The sequence below is a fragment of the Cellvibrio fibrivorans genome, assembly GCF_031457055.1.
Lineage (GTDB): Bacteria > Pseudomonadota > Gammaproteobacteria > Pseudomonadales > Cellvibrionaceae > Cellvibrio > Cellvibrio fibrivorans.
The window spans coordinates 1-25,475 of record NZ_JAVDVX010000009.1; the positions used below are offsets into that span (position 1 = coordinate 1).

The 25,475-nt window shown below is 48.6% G+C and carries 23 protein-coding genes and 1 pseudogene; 18 read left to right on the top strand and 6 right to left on the bottom strand.

What is annotated here, in order from left to right; genetic code table 11:
• Positions 1–487 precede the first annotated feature (487 nt).
• Positions 488–1,102 carry a LysE family translocator gene (locus J2X05_RS19370; protein WP_310075716.1) on the top strand — a complete coding sequence of 205 codons (615 nt, stop codon included), beginning with the start codon at positions 488–490 and terminating at the stop codon, positions 1,100–1,102.
• Positions 1,103–1,198: 96 nt separating this feature from the next.
• Positions 1,199–1,864 carry an FMN-binding negative transcriptional regulator gene (locus tag J2X05_RS19375; RefSeq protein ID WP_310075718.1) on the top strand — a complete coding sequence of 222 codons (666 nt, stop codon included), beginning with the start codon at positions 1,199–1,201 and terminating at the stop codon, positions 1,862–1,864.
• 16 nt (positions 1,865–1,880) lie between these two features.
• Here the strand turns inward: J2X05_RS19375 and J2X05_RS19380 are convergent, their stop codons facing one another.
• A complete protein-coding gene (locus J2X05_RS19380) occupies positions 1,881–2,612 on the bottom strand; it encodes a tetratricopeptide repeat protein (protein WP_310075720.1) in 732 nt (243 codons plus the stop codon).
• A gap of 230 nt (positions 2,613–2,842) precedes the next feature.
• Between J2X05_RS19380 and J2X05_RS19385 the strand changes: the two genes are divergently transcribed.
• Positions 2,843–4,669: a protein-disulfide reductase DsbD family protein gene (locus J2X05_RS19385; protein WP_310075723.1), complete on the top strand. Its 1,827-nt coding sequence runs from the start codon at positions 2,843–2,845 to the stop codon at positions 4,667–4,669.
• A gap of 8 nt (positions 4,670–4,677) precedes the next feature.
• Here the strand turns inward: J2X05_RS19385 and J2X05_RS19390 are convergent, their stop codons facing one another.
• Positions 4,678–4,845, bottom strand: coding sequence for a hypothetical protein (locus J2X05_RS19390; RefSeq protein WP_310075725.1), 168 nt, complete (start codon positions 4,843–4,845; stop codon positions 4,678–4,680).
• 144 nt (positions 4,846–4,989) lie between these two features.
• Between J2X05_RS19390 and aroQ the strand changes: the two genes are divergently transcribed.
• The 12 genes and pseudogenes from aroQ to J2X05_RS19450 all read left to right on the top strand — a co-directional run bounded on the left by aroQ (position 4,990) and on the right by J2X05_RS19450 (position 16,725).
• Positions 4,990–5,427 (top strand): type II 3-dehydroquinate dehydratase, encoded by a 438-nt coding sequence (gene aroQ, locus J2X05_RS19395; RefSeq protein WP_310075727.1) that lies wholly within the window; start codon positions 4,990–4,992, stop codon positions 5,425–5,427.
• Between the two features lie 62 nt (positions 5,428–5,489).
• Positions 5,490–5,963: an acetyl-CoA carboxylase biotin carboxyl carrier protein gene (accB, locus tag J2X05_RS19400; RefSeq protein ID WP_310075728.1), complete on the top strand. Its 474-nt coding sequence runs from the start codon at positions 5,490–5,492 to the stop codon at positions 5,961–5,963.
• A 56-nt stretch (positions 5,964–6,019) separates the two neighbouring features.
• A complete protein-coding gene (gene accC, locus J2X05_RS19405) occupies positions 6,020–7,360 on the top strand; it encodes an acetyl-CoA carboxylase biotin carboxylase subunit (RefSeq protein WP_310075730.1) in 1,341 nt (446 codons plus the stop codon).
• A gap of 80 nt (positions 7,361–7,440) precedes the next feature.
• Entirely contained in the window at positions 7,441–8,322 is an 882-nt protein-coding gene (gene prmA, locus J2X05_RS19410; RefSeq protein WP_310075732.1) for a 50S ribosomal protein L11 methyltransferase, read from the top strand.
• A gap of 159 nt (positions 8,323–8,481) precedes the next feature.
• Positions 8,482–8,541: pseudogene (locus J2X05_RS21215) on the top strand (zinc-ribbon domain-containing protein); the annotation flags it as partial.
• A gap of 438 nt (positions 8,542–8,979) precedes the next feature.
• Positions 8,980–10,119 (top strand): DUF3426 domain-containing protein, encoded by a 1,140-nt coding sequence (locus J2X05_RS19420; protein ID WP_310075735.1) that lies wholly within the window; start codon positions 8,980–8,982, stop codon positions 10,117–10,119.
• 89 nt (positions 10,120–10,208) lie between these two features.
• Positions 10,209–11,144, top strand: coding sequence for a transporter substrate-binding domain-containing protein (locus tag J2X05_RS19425; protein WP_310075737.1), 936 nt, complete (start codon positions 10,209–10,211; stop codon positions 11,142–11,144).
• 244 nt (positions 11,145–11,388) lie between these two features.
• A complete protein-coding gene (dusB, locus tag J2X05_RS19430) occupies positions 11,389–12,378 on the top strand; it encodes a tRNA dihydrouridine synthase DusB (protein WP_310075740.1) in 990 nt (329 codons plus the stop codon).
• Complete coding sequence (fis, locus tag J2X05_RS19435) at positions 12,375–12,671, top strand: DNA-binding transcriptional regulator Fis (RefSeq protein WP_062066283.1); 297 nt, start codon at positions 12,375–12,377, stop codon at positions 12,669–12,671. Before dusB ends, fis begins: the two co-directional genes overlap by 4 nt.
• 99 nt (positions 12,672–12,770) lie before the next feature.
• Positions 12,771–14,351: a bifunctional phosphoribosylaminoimidazolecarboxamide formyltransferase/IMP cyclohydrolase gene (gene purH, locus J2X05_RS19440; RefSeq protein ID WP_310075742.1), complete on the top strand. Its 1,581-nt coding sequence runs from the start codon at positions 12,771–12,773 to the stop codon at positions 14,349–14,351.
• A 63-nt stretch (positions 14,352–14,414) separates the two neighbouring features.
• The gene (purD, locus tag J2X05_RS19445) at positions 14,415–15,704 is read left to right on the top strand and encodes a phosphoribosylamine--glycine ligase (RefSeq protein ID WP_310075745.1); all 1,290 of its coding nucleotides are present in this window, start codon (positions 14,415–14,417) and stop codon (positions 15,702–15,704) included.
• Between the two features lie 76 nt (positions 15,705–15,780).
• A complete protein-coding gene (locus J2X05_RS19450; protein WP_310075747.1) occupies positions 15,781–16,725 on the top strand; it encodes a histone deacetylase family protein in 945 nt (314 codons plus the stop codon).
• Between the two features lie 14 nt (positions 16,726–16,739).
• On the opposite strand, the gene J2X05_RS19455 is transcribed toward J2X05_RS19450, so the two are convergent.
• From J2X05_RS19455 to J2X05_RS19465, 3 genes are all read right to left on the bottom strand, one after another.
• The gene (locus tag J2X05_RS19455; RefSeq protein WP_310075748.1) at positions 16,740–19,220 is read right to left on the bottom strand and encodes a bifunctional acetate--CoA ligase family protein/GNAT family N-acetyltransferase; all 2,481 of its coding nucleotides are present in this window, start codon (positions 19,218–19,220) and stop codon (positions 16,740–16,742) included.
• A 52-nt stretch (positions 19,221–19,272) separates the two neighbouring features.
• Complete coding sequence (locus tag J2X05_RS19460; protein ID WP_310075749.1) at positions 19,273–20,463, bottom strand: PilT/PilU family type 4a pilus ATPase; 1,191 nt, start codon at positions 20,461–20,463, stop codon at positions 19,273–19,275.
• 72 nt (positions 20,464–20,535) lie between these two features.
• Positions 20,536–20,883 carry a RidA family protein gene (locus tag J2X05_RS19465; protein WP_310075751.1) on the bottom strand — a complete coding sequence of 116 codons (348 nt, stop codon included), beginning with the start codon at positions 20,881–20,883 and terminating at the stop codon, positions 20,536–20,538.
• A gap of 105 nt (positions 20,884–20,988) precedes the next feature.
• Here J2X05_RS19465 and J2X05_RS19470 point away from each other — a divergent pair, with 105 nt between their 5' ends.
• The 3 genes from J2X05_RS19470 to J2X05_RS19480 all read left to right on the top strand — a co-directional run bounded on the left by J2X05_RS19470 (position 20,989) and on the right by J2X05_RS19480 (position 24,181).
• Positions 20,989–22,008, top strand: coding sequence for a nucleoid-associated protein (locus tag J2X05_RS19470; RefSeq protein ID WP_310075753.1), 1,020 nt, complete (start codon positions 20,989–20,991; stop codon positions 22,006–22,008).
• 155 nt (positions 22,009–22,163) lie between these two features.
• The gene (locus tag J2X05_RS19475; protein WP_310075755.1) at positions 22,164–22,754 is read left to right on the top strand and encodes a TetR/AcrR family transcriptional regulator; all 591 of its coding nucleotides are present in this window, start codon (positions 22,164–22,166) and stop codon (positions 22,752–22,754) included.
• A gap of 227 nt (positions 22,755–22,981) precedes the next feature.
• On the top strand, positions 22,982–24,181 hold the full coding sequence (locus tag J2X05_RS19480) for a lipid A-modifier LpxR family protein (protein ID WP_310075756.1): 1,200 nt from the start codon (positions 22,982–22,984) through the stop codon (positions 24,179–24,181).
• 88 nt (positions 24,182–24,269) lie between these two features.
• Here J2X05_RS19480 and J2X05_RS19485 read toward each other — a convergent pair whose 3' ends face one another.
• The gene (locus J2X05_RS19485; protein ID WP_310075757.1) at positions 24,270–25,457 is read right to left on the bottom strand and encodes a hypothetical protein; all 1,188 of its coding nucleotides are present in this window, start codon (positions 25,455–25,457) and stop codon (positions 24,270–24,272) included.
• Positions 25,458–25,475 lie beyond the last annotated feature (18 nt).

The following is a 25,475-nucleotide window of genomic DNA, read 5'->3' on the forward strand; positions in this document are numbered from 1 at the left end:
CTTTAAATTCCGGGGTGTATCGTTGGTTGCTCATATAACTTTCTCCTATGCTCATAGAGTAGCTCAGGAGTGTCCACTAGAGTGTGGGAAGTCCAGCGTGTAACTAAGTGTGTCTATTTTATCGGGGGAAGATCAGTTTGTGGCAAAATTGGTTTTTTAATTAGCACACCCATAGTTGCACTACTGATATACAAGGCGCTATCTACCGGAATTTTCCTTCCATATATTGGGTGTTTCTTTCTGGTTGTTTTAGGAATCACATTATCGTCTTATTACTATGCAAAAAAGAATCTAATTTTTGTAAAAGCAGAAAATAATTAGTTTCTTCGGCTAAGAAATTTGGCCTAACAAAGTGTATCAACCCGCGCACTTCGTGCGCTGGACAGTTTTTAAGTCGCGGCTTTGTGGTTTTGCTGCGCAAAAGTAACCCACAAATCCACAACTTAAAAACTGCCGTTGCACACGGCGTTACGCATAAGGAAGCATCATGACAACTACCAGCATGGTATCGCTATTTGTAGCCTTGGTTATATTGGCGGTAATTCCTGGCCCGGGAGTATTTACCGTTGTAGCTAGGTCAATGGCATCTGGCTTTTTTCATGGTTTAATCACAGTCTTCGGTATTGTTTTCGGCGACTACATTTTAATCATTCTATCGGTTTATGGTTTATCTGCGCTTGCGAGCACAATGGGTGGAATATTTACATTTATAAAATATGCGGGCGCTGCTTACTTGGTTTGGCTAGGAATTAAATTGCTTTTAACAAAATATAGTTCCGTAGAAGTGAAGCCTATTATTGAACTGTCATTTTTTTCAAACTTCATTGCTGGTCTGGCAACCACCTTAAGCAATCCGAAGGCCATTCTTTTTTATGTAAGTTTTTTTCCAGCCTTCATTAACGTACAGAGTGTTACTGTTATCGAAATAGGCCAGCTATTACTGGTGGCAACTATGGCTGTGGGTAGCGTTATGGCGGCATACGCTTATGCAGCAAGTAAAGCTAGCCTACTTTTTAAAAGTTCAAGAGCCGCAAAAACACTAAATGTGGCTGCGGGAAGTATTATGGTTGGCAGTGGTGTTTTGCTAGCTACAAAAGCATAACAAGCGACTGCGGTAGAAAAATCAATGCCATCAAGCGGATGATTTCTTCCGCCGTTTTAGCAAGATTCGGTGTGTGGCTTGTATGAGCCTGACAGTATGGAAAGCATTTATAAAGAGGATTATATGTACGTACCACAATCAAATGAAGAAAATAACATCGCAGTGCTTCACTCGTTAATTCGAGAAAGACCTTTAGGTACCTGGGCAGCTATTGTGGACGGGGAAATTGAAATAAACCATATTCCTTTTGTTATTAAAGAAAACAAAGGGGAGTTTGGTACGCTGGTTTGCCATGTTGCGAAGGCAAATACTATTTGGAAAACATGCTCGCAGGTAAATAATTCCGTAATTACATTCCATGGCGACCAGGCTTATATTTCACCGTCCTGGTATCCGAGCAAACATGAAAATGGTAAAGCGGTACCTACGTGGAATTATTGTGTTGTCCATGCTTATGGAGTACCGGAAATAATTCAAGACCCGCACGAGTTGCTTGTACATCTAAATGAATTAACTAATTTGCACGAAGCCAGGCAAGCGCTGTCTTGGCAGGTGAGTGATGCACCAGTGGATTTTATTGAAAAACTGAGCGGAGCTATTGTGGGTATAGAAATACCCATCAAGAAAATGATTGGCAAGTGGAAGCTGGGGCAAAGCAGATCAGAGGCCGATAAGTTAGGAACAATTGCAGGGTTAAAATCGAGCAGCGATGCGCAACAGCATGGCTTGGCAAATACACTGCTCAAAACACTTCATCTGTAAAAAATCCTGCGCGTCTTTATTGCGCCGCAGGCACTAATTGTACGCGCGGCGGATTACCTAGCTTGATATCGCCACGCACACGGTAACCCGGCACTGCATCGCGCATTTTTTGATAGATCCACCGCCCCTCTACATCGGTGCGCGCGATAATCATGGCAAGGCCATTGGTGGCTTTTAGCTTTTGTGCGACCTCGGTCAATTTAGCGATAATTTTGGGATCATCTTTGCCGAGCAAACTTGCGTCGAGCAAAAATTCATTGGCGCCACCGCGATAGGGCTCAACAGGTGGAGCGGATTTAATTTGTTCGGTCAAACCCAGTGCAACTTCTTTAATCAATAAATTATTGGGATCAACGATACGCGCGTTGTTAAGCATGGTCGTAGCCTGTGAATAATTACCACGGGCGGCTGCCTGACGGGCGAGATCAACATAACGCATCACTATCCCCTGCAAACCACCTTTAGCACGCGCGTTATTGGGGTCGAGTTTGAGCGCTGCACGGAAGTAGTCGTAAGCGTTGTCATTGGTTGGTGTGAGCAACTGGTTTTGCGACAAGGTGTATTCACCGTTAAGGATCAGCATCTTCACAACTTGCTGTTCCTTGGTGATAACTGGTTTTTGCTGCACGACAGGCGCTGGCGCAGGTGCGGGTTGTTTTTTCTGATTGGCATAAAAGGGAATCTGGCAGGCACTGAGTGCACAAGCCAACACAATCACTAATCCACCGCGACCAACCAAATTACGCATAGCAACTTTTCTCATGAACTGAATTTTTGACAACCTGGACGAATTTCATCTTAACCGAGCCAACCGGACATCTACCGCAAAAGAAAAAGTTAGCCTCAGGTAGAATGTTATTTATTGCCGGTTGTCTATAAGGCGCCGTATGTTACTGTAAGTCGCGCTGCCGAGCACCCCTCGCCGTGCGACCTACTTATCCACCTACCCCATGTCCAGATCGGGAAGCTCCTCATACCATGCTTAATCTGCCTCCGTTAAGACTTCGTTTTGTGCAGCAACTCAGTGTAAGAATCCTATTGTTGACTGGTATTTTGCTTGCGAACACCAGCCTTGCAGAAGATCTACTAGCGCCCAAAGCGGATCCTCTCGCCCAGAGCAGCAATACTTTGAACTCCGGTTTGCTGAATGGGCAAGATGAATTTTTACCAGTAGCCGAGGCGTTTAAACCCAGCTACACCATTGCGCAGGGCAAGTTGGTACTGCATTGGCAAATAGCGGACAGCTATTACCTATACGAGGAGCGTTTTAAGTTCCGTACTGATGAAAGCATCGCAATTTTGCCCACCTATACTCCGGGCAAGATGAAGTACGACGAACTGTTTGAGCGCGAAACCATGGTTCACTACCATGAAGTCTCAGCGAGTTTTGATTTGGCGGGCATCACCAAACCTTTTACCCTAAAGCTGGAATATCAGGGCTGCGCCGATGCAGGCCTCTGCTATCCACCGCAAAAACTGGCACTGTCTGTTGATCCTACGACCGCATCGGTAATAGAGCAGGCGTCAACTGCACAAGCGCCCACTACAGTAACTGCCGCCGCATCAACCGATACCCCACACCCCTCAACCACTGATTCCGGATGGATACTGCAGGCGATCCTGCTTGCTTTACTTGGTGGGATGATACTCAACTTGATGCCCTGTGTATTTCCGGTTCTGTCTATAAAGGTGATGAGCTTGGCTGCTGCCGATCGCGCACGGCTCGCTATCCACGGTTGGGTTTACACACTCGGAATTGTGGTGTGTTTTGTGGGTTTTGCGGTTGCGTTGCTAGTTGCACGCAAAGGTGGCGAGGCAATCGGCTGGGGCTTCCAATTGCAATCACCGGGCTTAATAGCCGCCCTCGTCTATTTGTTTTTTGTGATGGGGCTGAGCATGTCCGGTCTGATTAATTTTGGTAGCAGCCTAATGGGGGCAGGCCAAAATCTGACTCAAAAATCCGGCCTGAGCGGCTCATTCTTTACGGGTGTTCTGGCCGCGGTAGTCGCCAGTCCCTGCACGGCTCCGTTTATGGGCGCCGCGCTTGGCTTTGCACTTACCCAACCTGCTATCGCCTGCCTTGCCGTATTTGCGGCTCTAGGCTTTGGCATGGCACTGCCACTGTTAATACTCTGCTATCTACCTGCATTAGCGGCAAGCCTACCCAAACCCGGCGCATGGATGGATAACCTCAAACAATTCCTCGCCTTCCCACTGTATTTAAGTGCGATCTGGTTACTCTGGGTGTTCGGACGCCAGACCAGCGTGAGCGGCATGGCCGCACTATGCGCTGGCGCTGTGGCTATCGCATTTGGATGCTGGCTATTAGGGCGCGAAGCGCGCGGATTTTGGCAGTTGGTGCGCCGGATACTTATCGCTACAAGTTGGATATTGGCCATTATTTTGGTATGGCAAGGCGCCGAAAGCCGTGAGCAAAAAGCCACTACTGACGACCGCTGGCAAGCTTATAGCCCTGAATTGGTTGCATCGCTGCGCACCGAAGGCCGCCCGGTATTTGTGAATTTGACTGCCGATTGGTGCCTGACCTGCCTCGCAAATGAGCGAATCGCTCTACATACCCAGGCAGTTGAGCAGACCTTTGATGAATTAAATGTAGCGACAATTAAAGGCGATTGGACGAATACTGACCCGAAAATCACTGAACTCCTGCAAGAATATGGCCGCAGTGGCGTGCCACTCTACCTCTGGTTCCCCGCCAATAGCAGCGGAAAAGCGACGATTCTGCCGCAACTATTGACGCAAGATTTGGTTATCAGAACCTTAAAAGGCGAAAATAAGCCTTAAATTGACTATTATTGGCGATAATAGAAACAATTGACGACATTTTTTGTTAACTTCCCGTATCTTGTCGCTAACATGGAGGCAAGATGCGGGGATAATCGAGCAAAACCGCTATTTACAGCCTTATTTTTAATACCTTCACGCATAACTTCTGCAATCATGCAGGCATTTTCTGCCATCTAAACAAAATTTCGCTGGTATCGTGGACATATCCTGTTTTTTGCGGCAAACTCCCTCCACTTTGAAATCCCCGGCAAGCTGAACTAGGCCGTTCGACGCGAGTCTCAGCATAAAACCAGAAAATCACCGCAGGATCACAGTTAATGGCAACCATTTTGGTACTTCACGGCCCCAATCTGAATCTATTGGGACTGCGCGAACCAGGCATCTATGGTGCAACTACGCTCGATGACATCAACCGCAACTTGACCCAGATCGCCATTACTGCCGGTCACCACTTGCAAACCCTGCAAAGCAATGCCGAGTACGAATTGATTGACCGTATTCACGATGCACGCAAAGAGGGGGTCGATTTCATCATCATCAATCCTGCTGCATTTACGCATACCAGCGTCGCTCTGCGCGATGCACTGCTCGGCGTTGACATCCCTTTTATCGAAGTGCACTTATCCAACGTGCATAAACGTGAAGCTTTTCGCCATCATTCCTATTTTTCTGATGTCGCCCAAGGCGTTATCTGCGGCTTTGGTGCCACCAGTTATGAACTGGCACTGCAAGCGGCATTCAAGCTAGTTAAATAGTTTTTCATTAATTTGGCTCAGCCAATACTAACCACAACAAACCTTGTTACAGAGAGGACTTTATGGATATTCGCAAAATCAAAAAACTGATCGAGCTGTTGGAAGAATCCAACATCGGCGAACTGGAAATCAAAGAAGGCGAAGAATCTGTTCGTATCGCACGTAACAGTGGCACTACCCAATATTTCAGCGCACCGGCACCCGCCGGTTACGCTATGCCTGCAGCGCCAGCGGCAGCACCCGCCTCCACACCAGTTGCGACCGCAGCTGCTGCCCCGGCCGCCGCCGCTCCTGCAGTCACTGGCCACGTAGTTAAATCGCCAATGGTAGGAACCTTCTACCGCTCACCAAGCCCAGGCTCACCTTCTTTTATCGAAGTGGGCAAACACGTCAAAGCCGGTGATGTTATTTGCATTATCGAAGCGATGAAAATGATGAACCAAATCGAAGCGGATAAGACTGGCGTTATCGAAGCCATTTTGGTGGAAGACGGGAACCCAGTTGAATTTGATCAGCCCTTAGTGACTATTGCTTAATCATCTGTTGCGGTTGCCGCTGGCAACCCAATCGCTAATCGCTGAGGAACTGGTTTATGTTCGATAAAATTTTAATCGCCAATCGCGGCGAAATCGCACTGCGCGTACTGCGCGCTTGCAAAGAGATGGGCATCAAGACCGTTGCCGTCCACTCGCAGGTTGACCGCGATTTAAAACACGTACGTCTGGCCGATGAATCTGTCTGTATTGGCCCAAACCCATCACCTAAAAGCTATTTGAATGTGCCAGCGATTATCGCTGCCATGGAAATTACCGACGCTGAAGCAGTCCACCCAGGCTACGGTTTTCTCGCCGAAAATGCTGACTTTGCCGAGCGCGTGCAAAAAAGCGGTTTCACCTTTATCGGCCCCGATCCAGCGGTAATCCGCATGATGGGGGATAAGGTAGAGGCGATCAAAGCAATGAAAAAAGCCGGAGTTCCTACCGTGCCGGGTTCAGATGGCCCATTGCCGGAAGATCCTGAAGAGTGTATGAAAATCGCCAAGCGCATTGGCTACCCCATTATCATCAAGGCGGCAGCCGGTGGTGGCGGACGCGGTATGCGTGTGGTCCATACCGAAGCAGCATTGATCAATTCCATCCATGTCACCCAGGGCGAAGCCAAAGCAGCCTTTGGCGATGGCACTGTGTACATGGAAAAATTCCTGCAAAACCCGCGTCACGTAGAAGTGCAAATTCTGTCCGACGGCCAGGGCCATGCAATCCATTTGGGCGACCGCGATTGTTCATTGCAACGCCGCCACCAAAAAGTATTGGAAGAAGCCCCTGCACCCGGAATTCCGCAAGAAATACGTGAAGCAACTTACGCTTCTTGCGTAAAAGCCTGTATCGACATTGGCTACAAAGGCGCAGGTACGTTTGAGTTCTTGTACGAAGATGGCCGCTTCTACTTTATCGAGATGAACACCCGTATCCAGGTGGAGCATCCGGTATCGGAAATGGTGACCGGCATCGATTTGATCAAGGAACAGATCCGTGTTTGCTCAGGATTGCCGCTGTCAATCAAACAATCGGATGTGATTATCCGTGGCCACTCGTTTGAGTGCCGCATCAATGCCGAAGACCCTAAAACCTTTATGCCCTGCCCTGGCCTGGTAAAAGGTTTCCATGCTCCCGGCGGTTTGGGCGTGCGGGTGGATTCACATCTGTACAATGGCTATACAGTGCCGCCAAATTACGATTCAATGATCGCTAAGATCATCACCTTTGGTGATACGCGTGAAATCGCCCTGAACCGTATGCGTAATGCGCTGGATGAAACCATTGTTGACGGCATTCGCACCAATATCCCACTGCAGCAAATGCTGGTGCGTGATACCGAGTTCCGCAAAGGTGGTGTGAACATCCACTATCTGGAAAAGAAATTGGCTGAGTAATACCAGCCGATTGACCAGAAGGGCGCGATTTATCGCGCCCTTTTACGTTGCGCTCCACAACAACTATCAAGAATTTATCTATGCCTTGGCTTCAACTCAAAATCATCACTACCCGCCGCTATGCTGAATCCCTTGAAGATTCGCTGCTAGCTTGCGGCGCTGCATCCGTCACTCTGCAAGACAATGCCGACCAGCCCATTCTCGAACCCGGTCTGGGCGAAACACCACTCTGGGATAGCGTCAAAATTACCGGCCTGTTTGATGCAGAAATCGATACCGCCAAGACAATCAGTACCGCCGAGCGGCGCTTTGGCAATCCGCTGCCCGAGCATTATTGGGAGCAGTTGGAAGATAAAGACTGGGAACGCGAATGGATGGCCAACTACCACGCCATCCGCTGCGGTGAGCGCCTGTGGATTTGCCCCAGTTGGCAACAGCCACCCGAGCCGGAAAAAGTAAACCTGATGCTCGACCCCGGCCTCGCCTTTGGCACCGGCACCCATCCCACTACATTTTTGTGTATGCAGTGGATCGACCAGCAGGATTTTACGGGCAAGGAGGTTATCGACTATGGCTGCGGCTCCGGTATTCTCGGCATAGCAACACTGCTACTGGGCGCGAAAAAAGTGTTCGGTGTTGATATAGATCCGCAGGCACTGCTCGCCACCACTGAAAATGCCAAGCGCAATCAGTTACCGGAAGATGCCATGCCGGTGTATCTGCCGCCGCAGTGCCCGGAAGTGCAAGTGGATGTCATGCTCGCCAATATACTCGCAGGCCCTTTGGCAGAACTCGCACCCGCTTTGAGCGCAATGACAAAAATTGGCGGAAAACTCTGCCTATCAGGGATACTCTCAATACAGGCCGAAACCGTCATGGCGGCATACAAGCCCTGGTTTGTGTTTGACCCCATCGCCGAACAGGAGGAATGGGTGCGTTTAACCGCCACAAAGGTGCACTAGTTGGCATTGCCGATGGAGAATGTCGCTACCGATTGTCGTCGGAATTTACCGTACGTCTCGCGCTGGTTACACTGTTGGGTATCGATAACAAATTGAATGGGTTTTTGTGGCCCACCCTGTGTCAAGAGCAAATAAACCATGACCTCAGCCAGCAACCAAATGATCACTCGCTGCCCCAAATGCGGGACTGCTTTTCGTGTGACGCCAAGCCAACTGCAATCCGCCAAGGGTGCAGTTCGCTGTGGTTCCTGTTTGAATGTCTTTAAGGCGCAGGAATATTTGGTCGCCAGTACCACGGCGCCTACTGCCCCGAAAAATACTGGTGCAGTAGAGGACACAGCCAAACCAGCCACAGCAATAAAACCGGGTGTCACTACCAAGGTTGCCGGTGCAAAAAATGACATTGCAAAAAGCCCCCCCCCTACCACGCCAAAGCCGAGCACACCGACCAAACCGGTACAGATGCCAACAGCGACCTTGCCTACGGCAAGCAAACCAGCGGCAACCAACCAATCCAATATCCTAAGTGCTATAAAACCCTTGTCGGTTGAAACCCCAAAACCGGCAGCACCTGCGCCGAAGCCTGCGCCAGCACCGGCTGCCAAACCGGTTATACGCACTATCAACAAGTCATCGCTCGGACATACCGATGACATCTTGATCAGCGATGACATGGAAGACGGCAAAACCGAAGGCAAAAGCTATGACTTCGATGGGTTTATGGATATCAACACAACACCAAAGTCCGATGTATCGCTCTTTGAGCGCAAGATCCGCGACAAGGATGCAGATGAAGACTCGACTAATACCGCCGATGAATCCTGGGCAGAAATGCTCATCGAAGATGAGGACGATGACACACCTCAATTAGCAGTACTCAAACCCAGGACCGATGAGCAATTGGCCGATGACGAATTATTTGAAAGCCATGCGGTAAATAAAGAACAAATGAATGAGGCAGCAGAAAAGCTACCGGCACCCGCCGTAACTCCTGCGCCTGGCTTGGTATTTAGCCTTGTGGGCGAGAAAGAAGAACAAGCCGCTCCATCAGGTAATCAACCTGCTACAGACGATTTTATAATCAGCGATGAACTGGCGCAGATGCCAAGCAATCAGGGATTTAAACAATCCAACGCGCCAGCCGCCCTCGACCCCAGTATTTTCGAAACGCCTGAAGAAAGTGCCGACGAAGACAGCGATGCACCCAAGCGTCAGGTCAAAACCCAACCCAAAATCCGTTCCTACGACGGTTCACGCACGGCGCTGCTGATGAACATCATTCCGGCACCGATTGAGTTTAGTGCCAAACGCATGCGCCGCTGGTATCAACGCAAACTCTGGCCAACCCTCAGTATCCTCGGCCTGCTCGCACTGGCCGTTCAGGTCGGTTGGTTCAAGTTTGATTATTTCAGTCGGGTTGAGCCCTATCGCACCGGCTACCTGTTTTTGTGCCCCTACCTTGGCTGCCAGGTACCCACACTGGTTGATACCAGCCGAATTCTTGCGTCCAATCTTGTGGTGCGCGAGCATCCGGATACCCAAGGCGCATTGGCGGTTGATGTGATGCTGATCAATGGAGCACCCTTTGAGCAGCCGTTTCCCGATTTGGTATTGGTATTTACCGATATTGATAACAATCAGGTGGCATCGCGCCGATTTGTTCCCAAGGATTATCTGGGCGGTGAACTGGTCGGACGGGAACTGATGCCGCAAAACCAGAAAATTCACATAACCCTGGATCTGGTAGACCCGGGCCCTGAAGCCGTGAATTACCACATATCCATTCCGCGCCAATAGCAGTCGCGCTACCCCAAGGCAGCGACTAGACTTAGGATTGCAAACAACAACGACAGGACCGCCTGCTTCTGCAAACAGCGGGTCGCAATATGGAACCTGGATCTATCGGCAATTGTATTTTGGAATCTTCCAGGTCGCGCGCGCTGCGCAACTTGATGATGTTGTTCGCCCTTTGCATACTAGCGTCAGACTGCGCCGCGCAAACTAGCCCACTGACTCCATTAATCGTCACCCATAAATTACCCGAGCTGAACAGTGCCGAACGTGTACTGCATGAAGTTGAAGTCCTGAAACTCGCGCTAGACAAAACCATCGCCGAATTTGGCCCCTATGAACTGCACGGCATTCCCCCGATGAACCGCGCACGCACGCTGGTCGCCTTGAGCCATAACGTCTACCCCAACCTCATCCTGCAAATGAGTTACGAAGATGAATTGGCCGAACAGGAAAAACTGGCCTTCATCCCTTTTCCGCTTGACCGGGGCGCACTCAGCTACCGCATTTGTTTTATGCGCGACTCACTCAATGCCACGGCCAGAAGCGTTACGCGCCTCGACCAACTCAAGGATTATCATTTTGGTATAGGTATCGGCTGGGCAGATGGCAAAATCCTGCGCCATAACGGCTTGCAAGTCATTGAATCCAACAGTGTTGTCAGCTTGTTCCGCATGACCAAGGCCGGTAGGGTTGATTTCTTCTGCCGCGGCGCCAGTGAGTTTTTCTACGAACAACAGGATCCCAATAGCCTAGGGCTCACAAGCGACACCCATCTGGCTCTCTACTACCCACTACCTAAATTTTTCTTCGCACACAAAGACAATCAAGCAGCACTTAATCGCGTACAAAAGGGATTGGAGATCGCCTACAAAGATGGCTCCTTCAATGAACTTTGGAGTAAGCGCCACATGCACACACTTACGCGCGCACAATTAAAACAGCGCAACCTCATTAAACTGGAAAATCCCCTAATAAAACATTTAGCGCACGACTACGAAACCTACCTCTACGACCCTATCAATCAGTAAGCCAGGCGTGGCTGCCCCAAATCACTTTTTTTTGCAACCAAAAACGACTAAAAAACCCATTTTTATCGCTCAAAAAAACGCCATTTTTTATGCTTTTTACGTTCCCAACCCCTGTCCAAACGGGTATTATGGCGACCCTTTTACGCAGGGTCCCAGTACAAATTTGATACAGGGGAAACCCAGGTGAAACCGGCACTTTCGGCGCAACCGCAACTACAACGATTCATCACTAAAAGCCAGCCACGTGTTTACTATCGGCTCCTATTGCATTGACAGTCAGGTCATCCTCGCGCCTATGGCAGGGGTTACTGACCGGCCTTTCCGTCAATTGTGCCGTTCATTGGGCGCGGGTTTGGTGATATCGGAAATGCTCACCGCTGACTCCAGCTTATGGAGCAGCCGTAAAAGCAGCCTGCGCATGGATCACAACGGCGAGGCCGAACCTATCGCAGTGCAAATTGCCGGTGGTGATCCGGAAATGATGGCTGAGGCAGCACGCCTTAATGCGGCCAACGGCGCCCAGATTATTGATATCAATATGGGTTGCCCCGCCAAGAAAGTATGTAAAAAAGCCGCCGGCTCTGCCCTTCTGAAAGATGAGCAGCTCGTCGCCGATATTTTGCAGGCAGTGGTAAGTTCAGTGGACATTCCGGTCACATTGAAATTTCGCACTGGCTGGAGCAATGAAGAACGCAATGCTGTGCGTATTGCACGCATCGCTGAAGATGCCGGCATACAAGCCCTCGCACTTCACGGTCGCACTCGCGCCGACGCCTTTTTGGGCGCAGCCGAGTACGACACCATCGCCAATGTAGTGAATGCAGTGAACATTCCTGTATTTGCCAATGGCGATATAGATTCACCGCACAAAGCCAAAGCCGTGTTGGATCACACGGGTGCAGCAGCGGTGATGATTGGACGGGCGGCGCAAGGTCGCCCCTGGATATTCCGGGAAATTGCGCATTACCTGCGTACCGGTGAGCAATTACCCGAACCGTCGCTGACTGAAGTCAGAGACATTTTATGTACCCATCTGTGTGAGCTGTACCGTTTTTATGGTGAGTTTATGGGCCCGCGTATCGCTCGCAAACATGCGAGTTGGTATTTGCAAACGGTCCCTGGCAGCGAAGCATTTCGCAAAACCTTTAACGCTATAGATAATGCAGAAGAACAACAAACCAGCATTCAAAATTTCTTTGAACAGCTGCTTACGAAAGAGGAAAAAGCCGCATGAATACCGCAACTTTCTTTGCTGAATCAACCCCAGCACAAGCTGCAAACCCCAACCAACCAGTACAAGCTCAATCGCTGCGCGGCTGCGTAGAGCAGGCAATGGAAAATTATTTCAAGCACCTCGATGGTCAAGAGGTTAGCAACGTTTACGAAATGGTTCAGGCCGAAGTAGAAGCGCCGATGCTTGAAATCGTATTGAAATATACCCGCCACAACCAAACCCGCGCTGCACAAGTGTTGGGCCTGAACCGTGGCACACTGCGTAAAAAATTGAAGCAATACGGCCTGCTGTAATTTTTCCAGCGCCGCATGGCAATCAAAAAGGGGTGGCAATTTATTTCCACCCCTTTTGCTTTTTAACAGTTTACTTTTTCACTTACATGGGAACTGCGTATGTCTAACACTTCCGATCTTGTTGCGGTAAAACGCGCGTTAATCAGCGTGTCTGATAAAACCGGCATTGTCGAATTTGCCCAAGCCCTGCACGCCCAAGGCGTAGAAATTTTATCAACCGGTGGCACCTTTAAATTGCTTACCGACAACAAGATCCCTGCGATTGAAGTCTCTGACTACACCGGCTTCCCGGAAATGATGGACGGCCGTGTAAAAACGCTGCATCCAAAAGTACACGGCGGCATTTTAGGCCGTCGCGGTATCGACGAAGGCGTGATGGAACAACACGGTATCAATGCTATTGATATGGTCGTAGTAAACCTTTACCCATTTGAAAAAACCGTTGCCAATAAAGATTGCTCATTGGAAGACGCAGTAGAAAATATCGACATCGGCGGCCCCACCATGGTTCGCGCCGCTGCAAAAAACCACGCACACGTAAACATTGTTGTTAACGCATCAGACTACGCAACGATTCTTGCAGAAATGAAAGCCAACAACGGCAGCACTTCATTAAAAACCCGTTTCGATTTGGCGATTAAAGCCTACGAACACACCGCCGCTTACGATGGTGCCATCGCCAATTATTTTGGCCGTTTGGTAGAAGGCGGCAGCGCTGACTTCCCGCGCACCTTCAACACCCAATTTATCAAAGCACAAGAAATGCGCTACGGTGAAAACCCACACCAAAAAGCCGCTTTCTATGTTGAAAAAAATCCGCAGGAAGTTGGTATAGCCTCTGCAAAACAGTTACAAGGTAAAGAGCTTTCTTATAACAATGTTGCCGATACAGATGCTGCATTGGAAACCGTAAAATCCTTTAGCGAACCTGCATGCGTTATTGTTAAACACGCAAACCCTTGTGGTGTTGCAGTAGCAGAGTCGATTAAACACGCCTACGATCTGGCCTACTCTACTGATAGCGAATCAGCATTCGGCGGCATCATCGCGTTCAACCGCGAACTGGATGCTGAAACAGCCAAAGCGATTGTTGAGCGTCAATTTGTCGAGGTGATTATTGCACCCAGCGTTTCAGCAGAAGCGCTCGAAGTTGTAAAAACAAAACAAAATGTACGCCTGCTTGCAACTGGCGAATGGAACAACGTCCGCGTCAAAGGTTTGGATTACAAACGTGTTAACGGTGGTTTGTTGGTGCAAGATCGCGATGACGGCATCATCACCGAAAGCGATTTAAAAATCGTCACCAAGCGTGCACCCACTGCAGCAGAAATTCAGGATTTGCTGTTCGCATGGAAAGTCGCCAAGTTTGTAAAATCCAATGCCATCATTTACGCAAAAAACAAACACACCATCGGTGTTGGCGCAGGCCAAATGAGCCGCGTAAATTCCGCACGTATCGCTGCAATTAAAGCAGAGCACGCCGGTTTGCAAGTTGCCGGTTCGGTAATGGCTTCCGACGCATTCTTCCCTTTCCGCGATGGTATCGATAACGCCGCGAAAGTAGGCATTGCTGCGGTAATCCAACCCGGCGGTTCAATGCGCGATGCAGAAGTTATCGCCGCAGCCGACGAGCACGGTATGGCGATGGTTTTCACCGGTATGCGCCATTTTAGACATTAATTTGCGCCAACTCCCGCATCGCGGGAGTTTTTGCTTCGCGATTTTAATTTTGTGGATTGATGTATGAATGTATTAATTATTGGCAGCGGCGGCCGCGAACATGCACTCGCATGGAAAGCAGCGCAAAGCCCGCAAGTCGAAACAGTATTTGTAGCGCCGGGTAATGCCGGCACTGCACTGGAACCCAAATTAGAAAACATCGCCCTTGATGTTTTAAATTTTGAAGCGCTGGCAAATTTTGCTGAAAATAATAACGTCGGCTTAACCATTGTCGGACCTGAAGTTCCACTGGTTGCCGGTGTGGTGGATTATTTTCAAACGCGCAAATTATTGTGCTTTGGCCCGAGCAAAGGCGCAGCACAGTTGGAAGGCTCCAAAGCCTTTACTAAAGATTTTCTTGCGCGCCACAAAATCCCGACGGCTGATTACCAAAACTTTATCGAGGTTGAACCTGCTCTCGCTTACTTGCGTGAAAAAGGTGCACCGATTGTTATTAAAGCCGACGGCCTCGCTGCAGGCAAAGGCGTAATTGTTGCCGAAACCTTGCAACAAGCTGAAGATGCTGTACGCGATATGCTGTCCGGCAATGCATTTGGTGATGCCGGTTGTCGCGTAGTAATCGAAGAATTTTTAGCGGGAGAAGAAGCCAGCTTTATTGTGATGGTTGACGGTAAAAATGTATTGCCGATGGCAACCAGCCAGGATCACAAACGCGTTGGCGATGGCGATACCGGCCCCAACACTGGCGGCATGGGCGCATACTCTCCTGCCCCTGTTGTAACACAAGCTGTGCATGACCGCGTAATGAAAGACATTATTTACCCTACCGTAAATGGTATGGCGGCGGAAGGTAATACTTACGTCGGATTTTTATATGCTGGCCTGATGATTGACGCCGCCGGCAATGCAAAAGTAATTGAATATAATTGCCGCTTTGGTGATCCGGAAACCCAACCGATTATGCTGCGCTTGCAATCCGATTTAGTTGAACTTTGTTTAGCTGCACTGAAAGGTGATTTGGATAAAACCACTGCCGATTGGGATACGCGCGCATCGGTTGGCGTTGTACTCGCGGCCGGTGGCTACCCGGATGCTTACGATAAAGGTGATGTGATTTCTGGTTTACCGACCACTGAAATTGCAGGTGAGAAAATTTTCCACGCCGGCACCACCACAAAAAACAGCAACACTGTAACCAATGGCGGCCGCGTACTCTGCGCAACAGCATTGGGCAATAGCGTGTTGGAAGCGCAGCAACGCGCGTACAAACTCGCCGAACAAATCAGTTGGAAAGGCATGTTCTACCGCAAGGATATTGCCTACCGCGCAATTGCACGCGAGCAGAACAAATAGTTGTTTATGCACAGCAGATAAAAGGAACCTTCAGGTTCCTTTTTTATGTCACAAAGTTAAGGACTAGCTAACTACTATGATTGCCACATTGATTAGCCACCCCAGCTGCCACCAACATCATATGCCAGCTGGCCACCCCGAGCGCCCGGAACGGATAGACGCTATCAATAATCAACTCATGGCCAATGGTATTGATGGTTTGCTATATCAACGTGAAGCACCCGCCGCAACTGATGAACAATTATTGCGGGTGCACTCACTTGAACACTTGCATGCGATTACTCGCGCCACGCCCAGCGAAGGAATTTATTTTTTTGCGGATGATGTGTATTTATCGCCACACACATTGCGCGCTGCGCGCCATGCTGCCGGCGCAGCGGTTATGGGGGTTGATATGGTGATGCGAGGAGAAACCGATGCAGTATTTTGCAATGTCCGCCCACCTGGTCACCATGCGGAACGCGCACGCGCAATGGGCTTTTGCATTTTTAATAATGTTGCGATTGCCGCAGCACATGCTCTGGCAATTTATGGATTGGAACGTGTTGCCATAGTTGATTTTGATGTTCACCATGGCAATGGCACACAGGATATTTTTTTAAATGACCCACGCGTTTTATTTTGCTCCAGTTTTCAACATCCGTTTTACCCCAACACCAATATTGACGATGTACCCGCGCATATCATTAATACGCCTCTGCCAGCCACCTGCCGCAGTGAAGGATTTCGCGCGGCAATCAGCGAGCATTGGTTTCCAGCACTGGAAAAATTCAAACCGCAGTTGATCTTAATATCGGCAGGTTTTGATGCCTATATTGATGACGACATGTCGTCGATCAGTTTGGTGGAGCAGGATTATTTCTGGATCACGCAAAAATTGCGAATCCTTATGGATGAGAGCAAACAACTTGCAGCCGAGCAGCAGTGCAAGGGAATCGTATCCACGCTGGAAGGGGGTTATGATTTATTAGGACTAGGACGTTGCGCAGTTGCGCACATAAAAGCCCTGGCAAAACTGTAAATACGGCATGGCAATTACAATGCCAGGGTCATATCGATTAATCCATCTTCGCGATTGTACTTCACCGTAAAACCCAGCTTGCGCGCTAAATTGGCCATGCCGGAATTTTCAAGCATGGTGCACCCAACAATTTCTTGCGTGCCCTGGCTGCGGCAGTAATCAATCATTTTCTGCAATAACCGCGCGCCTAAACCAATCCCTTTTAATTCACTGCGCACCGCCATCGCGAATTCGGCCTGGGTATTATCAGGATCTATTTGTACCCGCACCACGCCCAGAATTTCTTCTTGTCTCTGGTTATTGTGCGCCACTGCAATGAATGCCATTTCACGTGCGTAATCAATTTGCGTTAAGCGCGCCATTTGTTCGTGGGAAAATTGCGGCAACTCGGCAAAATATCGTTTGTACCTATCTTCTTTACTCTGCGAATTATCAAAGGCTTGTAAATTTAATTCATCTTCGGGGCGAATCGGACGCAATAATACCTGGCGCTGATTGCGCAAAATAAATGGTTCCTCCAATTCTTTTGGGTAAGGCCTGATCGCCAGTGGATAAGTATTTTTGCTTGAACTGATTTCCACACTCACATCCAATACGCGAATTTCATCCCCTGCAACCAATGCCGGGTTGATTAATAAATTGCGCAGCGACGGATGATCAATCACTATCTGGCTGATTTGGGTTAATAATAAACAGAGCGCCGGCATATCGAGCGGCACATACAATTCGCGCTCGCGAATTTTTCCTTCGGCGAGCGCCTGTATCACCATATAGCGCGCCAGCGCCATATTTAATGGTGGCAATGCAACGACCGCGTTGCGCCGCACACTCCAGTGGCTCGCCGCCTCCCCCAATAAAATGACCGGGCCAAACACCGGGTCGATTTGCACCTGGATACGCAATGGATGTGCCCCCTTGCGCTGTGAATGGGTTACAGTCGCAGGTGCATTTTCTATTTCAGCAAAAGTGTTAATTCCATAATCATTGAGTAATGCAATTGCCTCTGCAGATGTTAATTGGTTGCGCTCTTCAACGAGAGCCCGTGCAATAATCGCCTGCGCTTGTTGCGGCTGATAGGGAACCTTATCGCTAATCGAATCAGGTGTTTCGGATAATAATTTTTGGTTGCGGCGATATTGAACCATATGCATAAACGCGCCGACTGCACCTTCGGGAGTACGGAAAGAAGCGATGCTCGCATCGGCAAAACGCAGGCGCGCATTTTGCGCCGCATCTTCACCCATCCAATTAGCAAATATATTCGGTTTACGCCCAGCATAATTTTTATAGGTATTGATCACTGCGTCAGCATAGACTTCGCCCGGTGTTAAAGCCGAGGGGGCTTGCATAATCAAAATATTATCGACACTGTTGCTCTGCAATAATACTTGCAAGACTTGCTGATAGGTTTCAGGCGATGCATCACCCAACACATTAATTGGATTAGTCGCACGGCCACCCGAGTGAATTAGCGGTTTTAATTGCTGTACAACTTTTTCATCCAGAGATGCGAGCCGTCCACCGCGCTGCAACAATGCATCCACTGCCATAGCGCTGGGACCATTGCCATTGGCAATAATCACCAATTGCTCGCTATAAATGGGTTTGCCATTGGCAAGTGTTTCTACCGCCGCGAGCAACTCACGCAAGTCGCCCACCCGCAGCATACCGGCACGACGGAAGGCTGCATCGTAAACGGCATCGTTACCAATTTTTTCTGCAGCTAAGCGCGAGGTGAGCGCACTGCTTTCAGAATAAATTCCCGCCTTAATGACCAGAATGGGTTTATTGAAAGATGCGGCGCGAGCAGCAGACATAAATGCGCGGCCATCGTGGATTGCATCGATATACAATAATATCGCCGAAGTTTTTGCATCGCGCCCGAGGTAATCGAGGATCTCATCAAAATCGGTATCGACACCTTCGCCGAGCGAAATAAATTGCGAAAAACCAATACGGCGACGGCGCGCCCAATCCAATAAAGTCACGCACACGGCGGAGGATTGTGAAACAACGGCAATTTTTCCCGGCAATGCATTGATGTGCGCATAGCTCGCATTCAACCCTAATTCCGGAATAATAATTCCAAGTGAATCAGGCCCGAGAATCCTCACGCCCCACTCTTTGGCAATAGCGAGCATTTGCTCTTGAAGGTTAGTGCCTTGCGCGGTAAATAAATTGTCTAACCCCGCGGCAATGACAATCGCATTGCGCGTGCCCTTTCTGCCCAACTGCAAAATAATTGCTGGCACACGGGTTGCGCGCGTACAAATAATCGCGAGATCGGGAACAATCGGCAATTCATCAATTGAACGATAAGCCAGGACTCCATTCACTGATTTATAGTGCGGTGTAACCGGCATGATCGGCCCATCAAACTGCCCTTGCAACAAATTACGCATTACCGCATTGCCCGGGCGATTGAGCTGATTAGAAGCACCTATAACCGCAATTGAATGAGGTTTTAATAATTGCTCAACACTCTTTACCGTCATACGCTAACCGTCATTTTCACTGCCATAGTTTTTTGCGTAGCGGTTGTTACGGCTACACATTTTCATCATCGTCATCTATTTTTTGCAAACTCAACTCGCCAAAACTGGTCGGAGGAGTTTTTGGCTGCGCTTGCGGTGCAACTGCCGTAACAGCTTCTGCTTTAGGGACAACCACACCATCGGTGGCCAGTTTTATCCGCAGGCGTAAATTATTGGGCGAATCTGCATTAGCTATAGCATCATCAAAACTCACCTTACCTGCCATATACAATTTGAAAATTGCACCATCAAATGTTTGCATGCCGAGATTTTCAGATTTCTCCATAATCTCTTTAATTTCGGTGAGACGGCTTTTTAAAATTAATTCCTGAATGGTTTTAGTGCCGAGTAATACTTCTACTGCAGCGCAACGTTTTCCATCAACCGTAGGCAATAATCTCTGCGATACAAACGCGCGTAAATTTTGTGACAAGCCCATTAACAATTGCGGGCGGCGCTCTTCCGGAAATAGATTGATAATCCGCTCCAGCGCCTGATTTGAATTGTTGGCATGCAGTGTCGAGATGGCCAAGTGTCCGGTCTCCGCAAATTCCAATGCGTGCTCCATGGTCTCGCGATCGCGAATCTCGCCGATTAAAATCACATCCGGCGCCTGGCGCAAGGTATTTTTTAATGCTGCTTTATAACTTCGGGTATCGACACCCACTTCGCGCTGGTTAATCACACTGCGTTTATGTTTGTGTACGAACTCAACCGGATCTTCAATGGTAATAATGTGACCGCCGCTGGATGAATTGCGATGATCAATCAAAGCTGCAAGCGATGTGGATTTACCCGAGCCGGTGCCACCGACGAATAACACAAGGCCACGCTTGGTCATGATCACATCTTTTAAAACTTCAGGCAGACCCAGGGCATCAAATTGTGGAATATCGGTTTTGATATTGCGCGCAACTATCGCCACTTCATTGCGCTGTTTAAAAATGTTGATACGAAAACGGCCAACACCGTGGATTGAAATGGCCAAATTCATTTCCAATTCGTGCGCAAATGCCGCACGCTGCTCTTCATCCATAATTGCATTGGCAATTGCTTCAATCTCACCCGGCTTAAAGGGATCTGTGGCAAGCGGTTTTAAAACCCCCTGAAATTTTGCGCAGGGTGGCGCACCGGTACTCAGATATAAATCCGATCCGTCTTTTTTAGCAAGAATATTTAAATATTGGTCGATTGGGGTTGCCATAGATTACTCCTGCGAAGGCCAAACAATAGGAGGAGTATAGTCAGGATTACCCAATGCGAGCGGCAAGAAGTGCTAATCAGCCGCCGCGACAAATGCAATCTCTACCAACATTGCCGGATCGAGCAATTCCACTTTCACGCAGGCACGTGACGGTGCACAACCGGCCGGCAACCACGCCTCCCAGGCTTGATTCAGTGCAGGCACATTTTCTTTATGGGTGATGTAGATAGTGGCAGAGAGCAAGCGGGATTTATCGCTGCCAATCGCAGCCAGGGTCGCTTCCGCTTGCAGCAGGATTTGTGCAATCTGCTCATCCATCGAGCAATCAGTATTGTTGGGGACTTCGACAAAATGGGCGATACCGCGATACACAGTGGCATCCGACCAGCGTGGAGCCGGATTCAAACGTTGAATATTCATGCAGGGTTTTCCGATAAGGTGTTTGCAAATGGAATCTGGCGCCTATAATAGCCGCCTTTTGCGCTCCACCCAATTTTAATCACCCTCCATAAAGCGACCTGATTCATGGCATTAACGTCCATCATTGCACACCGTATTTACCGTCACTCGCCCGGCAGCGCCTTTGAATTGCAGTTGCGCGATGAGGCCTTTGCCAGTGACGGCAAGTTGGAAGAGCTGGCCTATGAATTGAAAACCCAATTTATACGCAAAGGTGGCAAGAGTTACGGGCGCTTCTCTGATGAGTTGGGTGAGTTCCCCCTGCCTGCCTGGTTGCGCGATTACCACGAAGAGCGCTTGAGCTTTATCAGCTTTACCCACAAGGCAATGCAGCAATTCCAGCAGGCGCTGGAGAAAGCGGAATCACTGCTGGATGCCTATGTATTTTTCGTAGAAGAGAAGCTGGAAATCGGCGATACATTGAATGTGTATTTGGTGGAGCACCAAAACGGACTTTATCTGGATGGTGAGTTAACCATGGATGACTCACTCTTTCTCGATACTAGCGGGTTTAATCTCGCCGCCAAAATCCAACTCAATGATTGGACCTCGGGCGACTCAAATACCTATTTGACGCTGATGCGCTCACGCAGCGATAAAGATATCGCTGACGCCTTTACCCAGTTCATCGCCTTTACTGACAAGCAGGATATCAAACAAGAGACTGCCGAGTTTTTGCAGATCGTCGATAACTTCAGCCAGACACTGGATGAGACCACCGCCAAGATTACACGCACTAAAGTAGTTGATTACTGCCTGGAGCAAAACAAAGCCGGCAAACCGGTTACGATTGCCGCGCTCTCCAGCAACCTCGCCGAAGAAGTGAAGAGTTATGAGCCGGAGCGGTTTGTACGCTATGTGGAAAACAGCAAGCCGGATCTCAAGCCCGAATTTATTCCCCACGCCGGGCAAATCCGCAGCTACGTGCGTATCAGTGGCCGCAACGACTCATTGAGTATGAGCTTCGCCTCTGAATGCCTCGGGCGGGAAATCGAGTATGATGCAGCAAATGATGTGCTGACGATTAAAAACCTGCCATCGTCACTGAAAGCACGCTTGATCAAACATTTGAAAGAATCGCACTAATCAATCCAAAAACAACAATAACGGTCGAGATGACCTGCATAAATGGTGCAAGCTTGATCTATCTATATCCAGCTATAACGAAAATCGCACTCCCTATAACTACATAAACTAAACTCATGCTTGCAAAAGCAGACGACTGGTCATATATTTACACCATGAGCAAACGCGAACTGAAAAAAGATCATCTCCTGGACGCTGGCCTGAAAGTTATGGCCACCCGCGGCTACAATGGCACCAGTATTCAGGACATAGTCAATGCGGCCAATGTGCCCAAAGGTTCTTTCTATACCTACTTCAAAAGCAAAGAAGATTTTGCAATTGAAGCGCTGGAGAAAGTGACCGAAGAGCGCATGATTCAGAATCGCCATTTGCTCAGCGACCGCAGTATTTGTCCACAGGAACGCCTGACCCGCTTTTTTGTAGACAATATCGGCGGCTGCGAAGAAAACCTCAACGGAGGCTGCTTTCTTGGCAATATGTGCCAGGAGATGTCTGAATCCAGCGAGGCAATACGTATCAAAGTTCGTCAGATGCTGCGCAACAGCACCCAGTCAATTGAAGATGTATTGGAAGAAGCACGGCTTAAAGATGGTCTGAAAAGCCAGCTCCCCTCCCCGATTTTGGCAGAGTTTTTATTCAACGCCTGGGAAGGGACACTGATGCGCATGAAAGCATCCAAATGCCGTGAACCACTCAATGCATTTTTAACCGTACTACCCGAACTCTTTGCCAAACCCCAGGCTTAACCCTTACCGCTCCTCACAAAAACGCCTCTGTGGCTTTTTTGTTCCATAAAAATAAGATGACCAGTCAGTTTTAATCGCAAAGAGATTTTACCAATCTCTTTTTAGGCGGCCTTGTTCGCCTATTTTTTGCATCAAAAAAAGACGACTGGTCACTTAATGTTTATGAAGGCGCCAAAAATGCAGTACCTACAACAACACAGGTAACAACGAAAGAAGGAGTTACCACTATGCACCAGCAAGAAAAACACAGAAATTCCAACGGGAATGTCTACTCAAAAAGCCGGCTCTGGCTGACAAAGTCTTTGGCACCCCAAGCCATTGCTATAGCGTTGTTGGCTAGCGTCAGCAGCGTTACCTGGGCAGGACAAGAAGCCTATCTCGCGCAACAACAGCCTGAATGGTTACAAGTCGCAGCCTTGGTGGACGATGAAAAACAACCGCTATTGCACCTGCTAGACCAACCAGCCAAACCTACTAGCAGTTGGGCTTTTGCGTTCGATAACGATGTATTGGTACCGGGCCACCGCGATCAGGATTACACCTATGGGCTCAATTTTACCCAAACAGGTGCAAGTGCCCGCGCGGCTAGCCTCGCTTTAAATGAGCCATTGGTTGCAATAGATCGTTTGATTGGTTTTGAACATTCGTCGTTAAGCACCCAGGAAACCTTTAGCCGTGAAATTGGTGCGTTTGGTTTTACGCCTGAAGATATTACGGTGAGTGAAGCTAATGCAGATGATCGCCCCTATGCCAGCCTGGTTTATCTATCCAGCTCGCGTGAACAGGTGGATTTGGTGGATAACATTGCCTGGAAAAGCACTCTTACTGTTGGGGTGTTAGGTTTGGGGCTGGTTGGTGAATTACAAAATATCGCGCATCAAGGTACTAACGGTAAGACAGCGCAGGGCTGGGATAACCAAATTAGTGAAAGCGGAGAATTAACTGGCCGTTATGTAATTGCCCGGCAAAAATATTTCGATAGTTTTTCAGAAAACATCGAAGTAAAAAGTACTGTGCAAGCATCTGTGGGCTATCTGACTGAAGCAAGCTGGAGCCTGAGTATGCGCACCGGCAGGATTCATAGCCCATGGTCTTCGTTTAATCCTGAACTGGCCAGCTACGGTGAAAAGTCATCTTATTCCAGCAACGCAAAATCCGTTAGTGAGCGTTATTTTTGGGCGGGAGTTGCCGTTAAAGCACGTGCGTACAATGCGTTTTTACAAGGACAATTTCGCGATAGCGCCGTGACTTATGAACACCATCAATTAAATCCAGTGTTGGTTGAGGCTTGGGCGGGCTACACCTTTGCATTCAAACAAGGTTATCGAATCAGTTATGTATTGCGCGGACACAGTTCGGAAATTGAAGAAGGCGCAGGTGACCGCAATTTGTTGTGGGGTGGAATTATTATCGCACGGAGCATTTAACAGGGAAGATGAGAATTATGATTAGCGCAGCATCAGAAGGCATTGCCCATTTTTTAACAATGCCTTTGCCTCGCAACTAAACATTCAATTATTTTAATAAAGATGAGTTCAAAGCATCTATTTTAGGGCCAATTAATTTTTCTACGCTGTTGTGCAAATCATCTAAAGACACTTTCCGAGTTTTCATCAAATCACGTGTCACATCATCAATACTATATTTATTATTGCTGCGCTTACGAATTTCTTTGTCCAATTCATCCAGTAACACAACTGCGCGCGCAGTTACCGGCCCAGTAGATTTACTTTTGCGCAAGTGTTTTACCTCAGCGCCCCATTTGGCCAAATTTTTAATAATCTTACTGCGTCGCGACTTAGTCATGCCATCGGCGCGATATAACAACTCAAAAGAGTAAAACTCTGCGAGACCTTCCGCAATCCAATCATCATTGGTGTTAGCGGTAGAAGCACCACTAATGCGAGTAACCATATGAGTTAATTCGTGCAATAGCGGGCTAGTACCATTTTCACTAACCAAGGGACGATCTGAGTGCAGGAATAGTGAATTGGATGCGGACAAACCACCGCGCCACATAGGATCACCAGCACCGACCACTAATAATTTTTTAGGTGTATTTTTAAAGGCAGAATGAACTTCCGGCCATACAAAATTAAAAAAAGTGAGCGAATCCATACGTTGGAATTTTTCACCCTTGGGCGCACTAATTGCTATCGATGTTTTGGAAATACTGGCTCGGCGCGTACCTATTTCACCCGCAATCATCCAACCCGTCGGGCGGTCAAAGCGGCGGTCAGGGTTGTCTATTGCAAACAAGTTGTCCTTTTTTCTTGGCCAACCTGTTTCAACTCCCCCCCACTTTTCCGGCAGCACAATCTCTAAAGATGCTACCGAATAAGCTCCAGCAGCCTCGAATGTATGGATTGCAGGAATTAAATCGTCACCCCGAAATATTGCCCAGCTATCGGTGACAAGGGCATCAAACTTACCAGTATCGCGCTTATTAGTTAGGAGGGCAAAATACGAGAGCTGTGCCCCTTCTTTTGGTAATACCCAATCCACTTGTTTACCAGTGATAGTCAATTTGCCATTTGCGCGGATATTGGAATAAATCCCCCGACTATTACTAAACCGCAGGTGCTTGAGCAATTCGCCTTTATCGACGCTAATCGTCACCATAGCGCCCTGCTTTGAAGGGACTAATGAAGCCCGGTACTTTAGCTCATAGGCCAGTGTATGGTGAATTTCATCTGCGGCCATCACTTGCGCGCCAGCCAA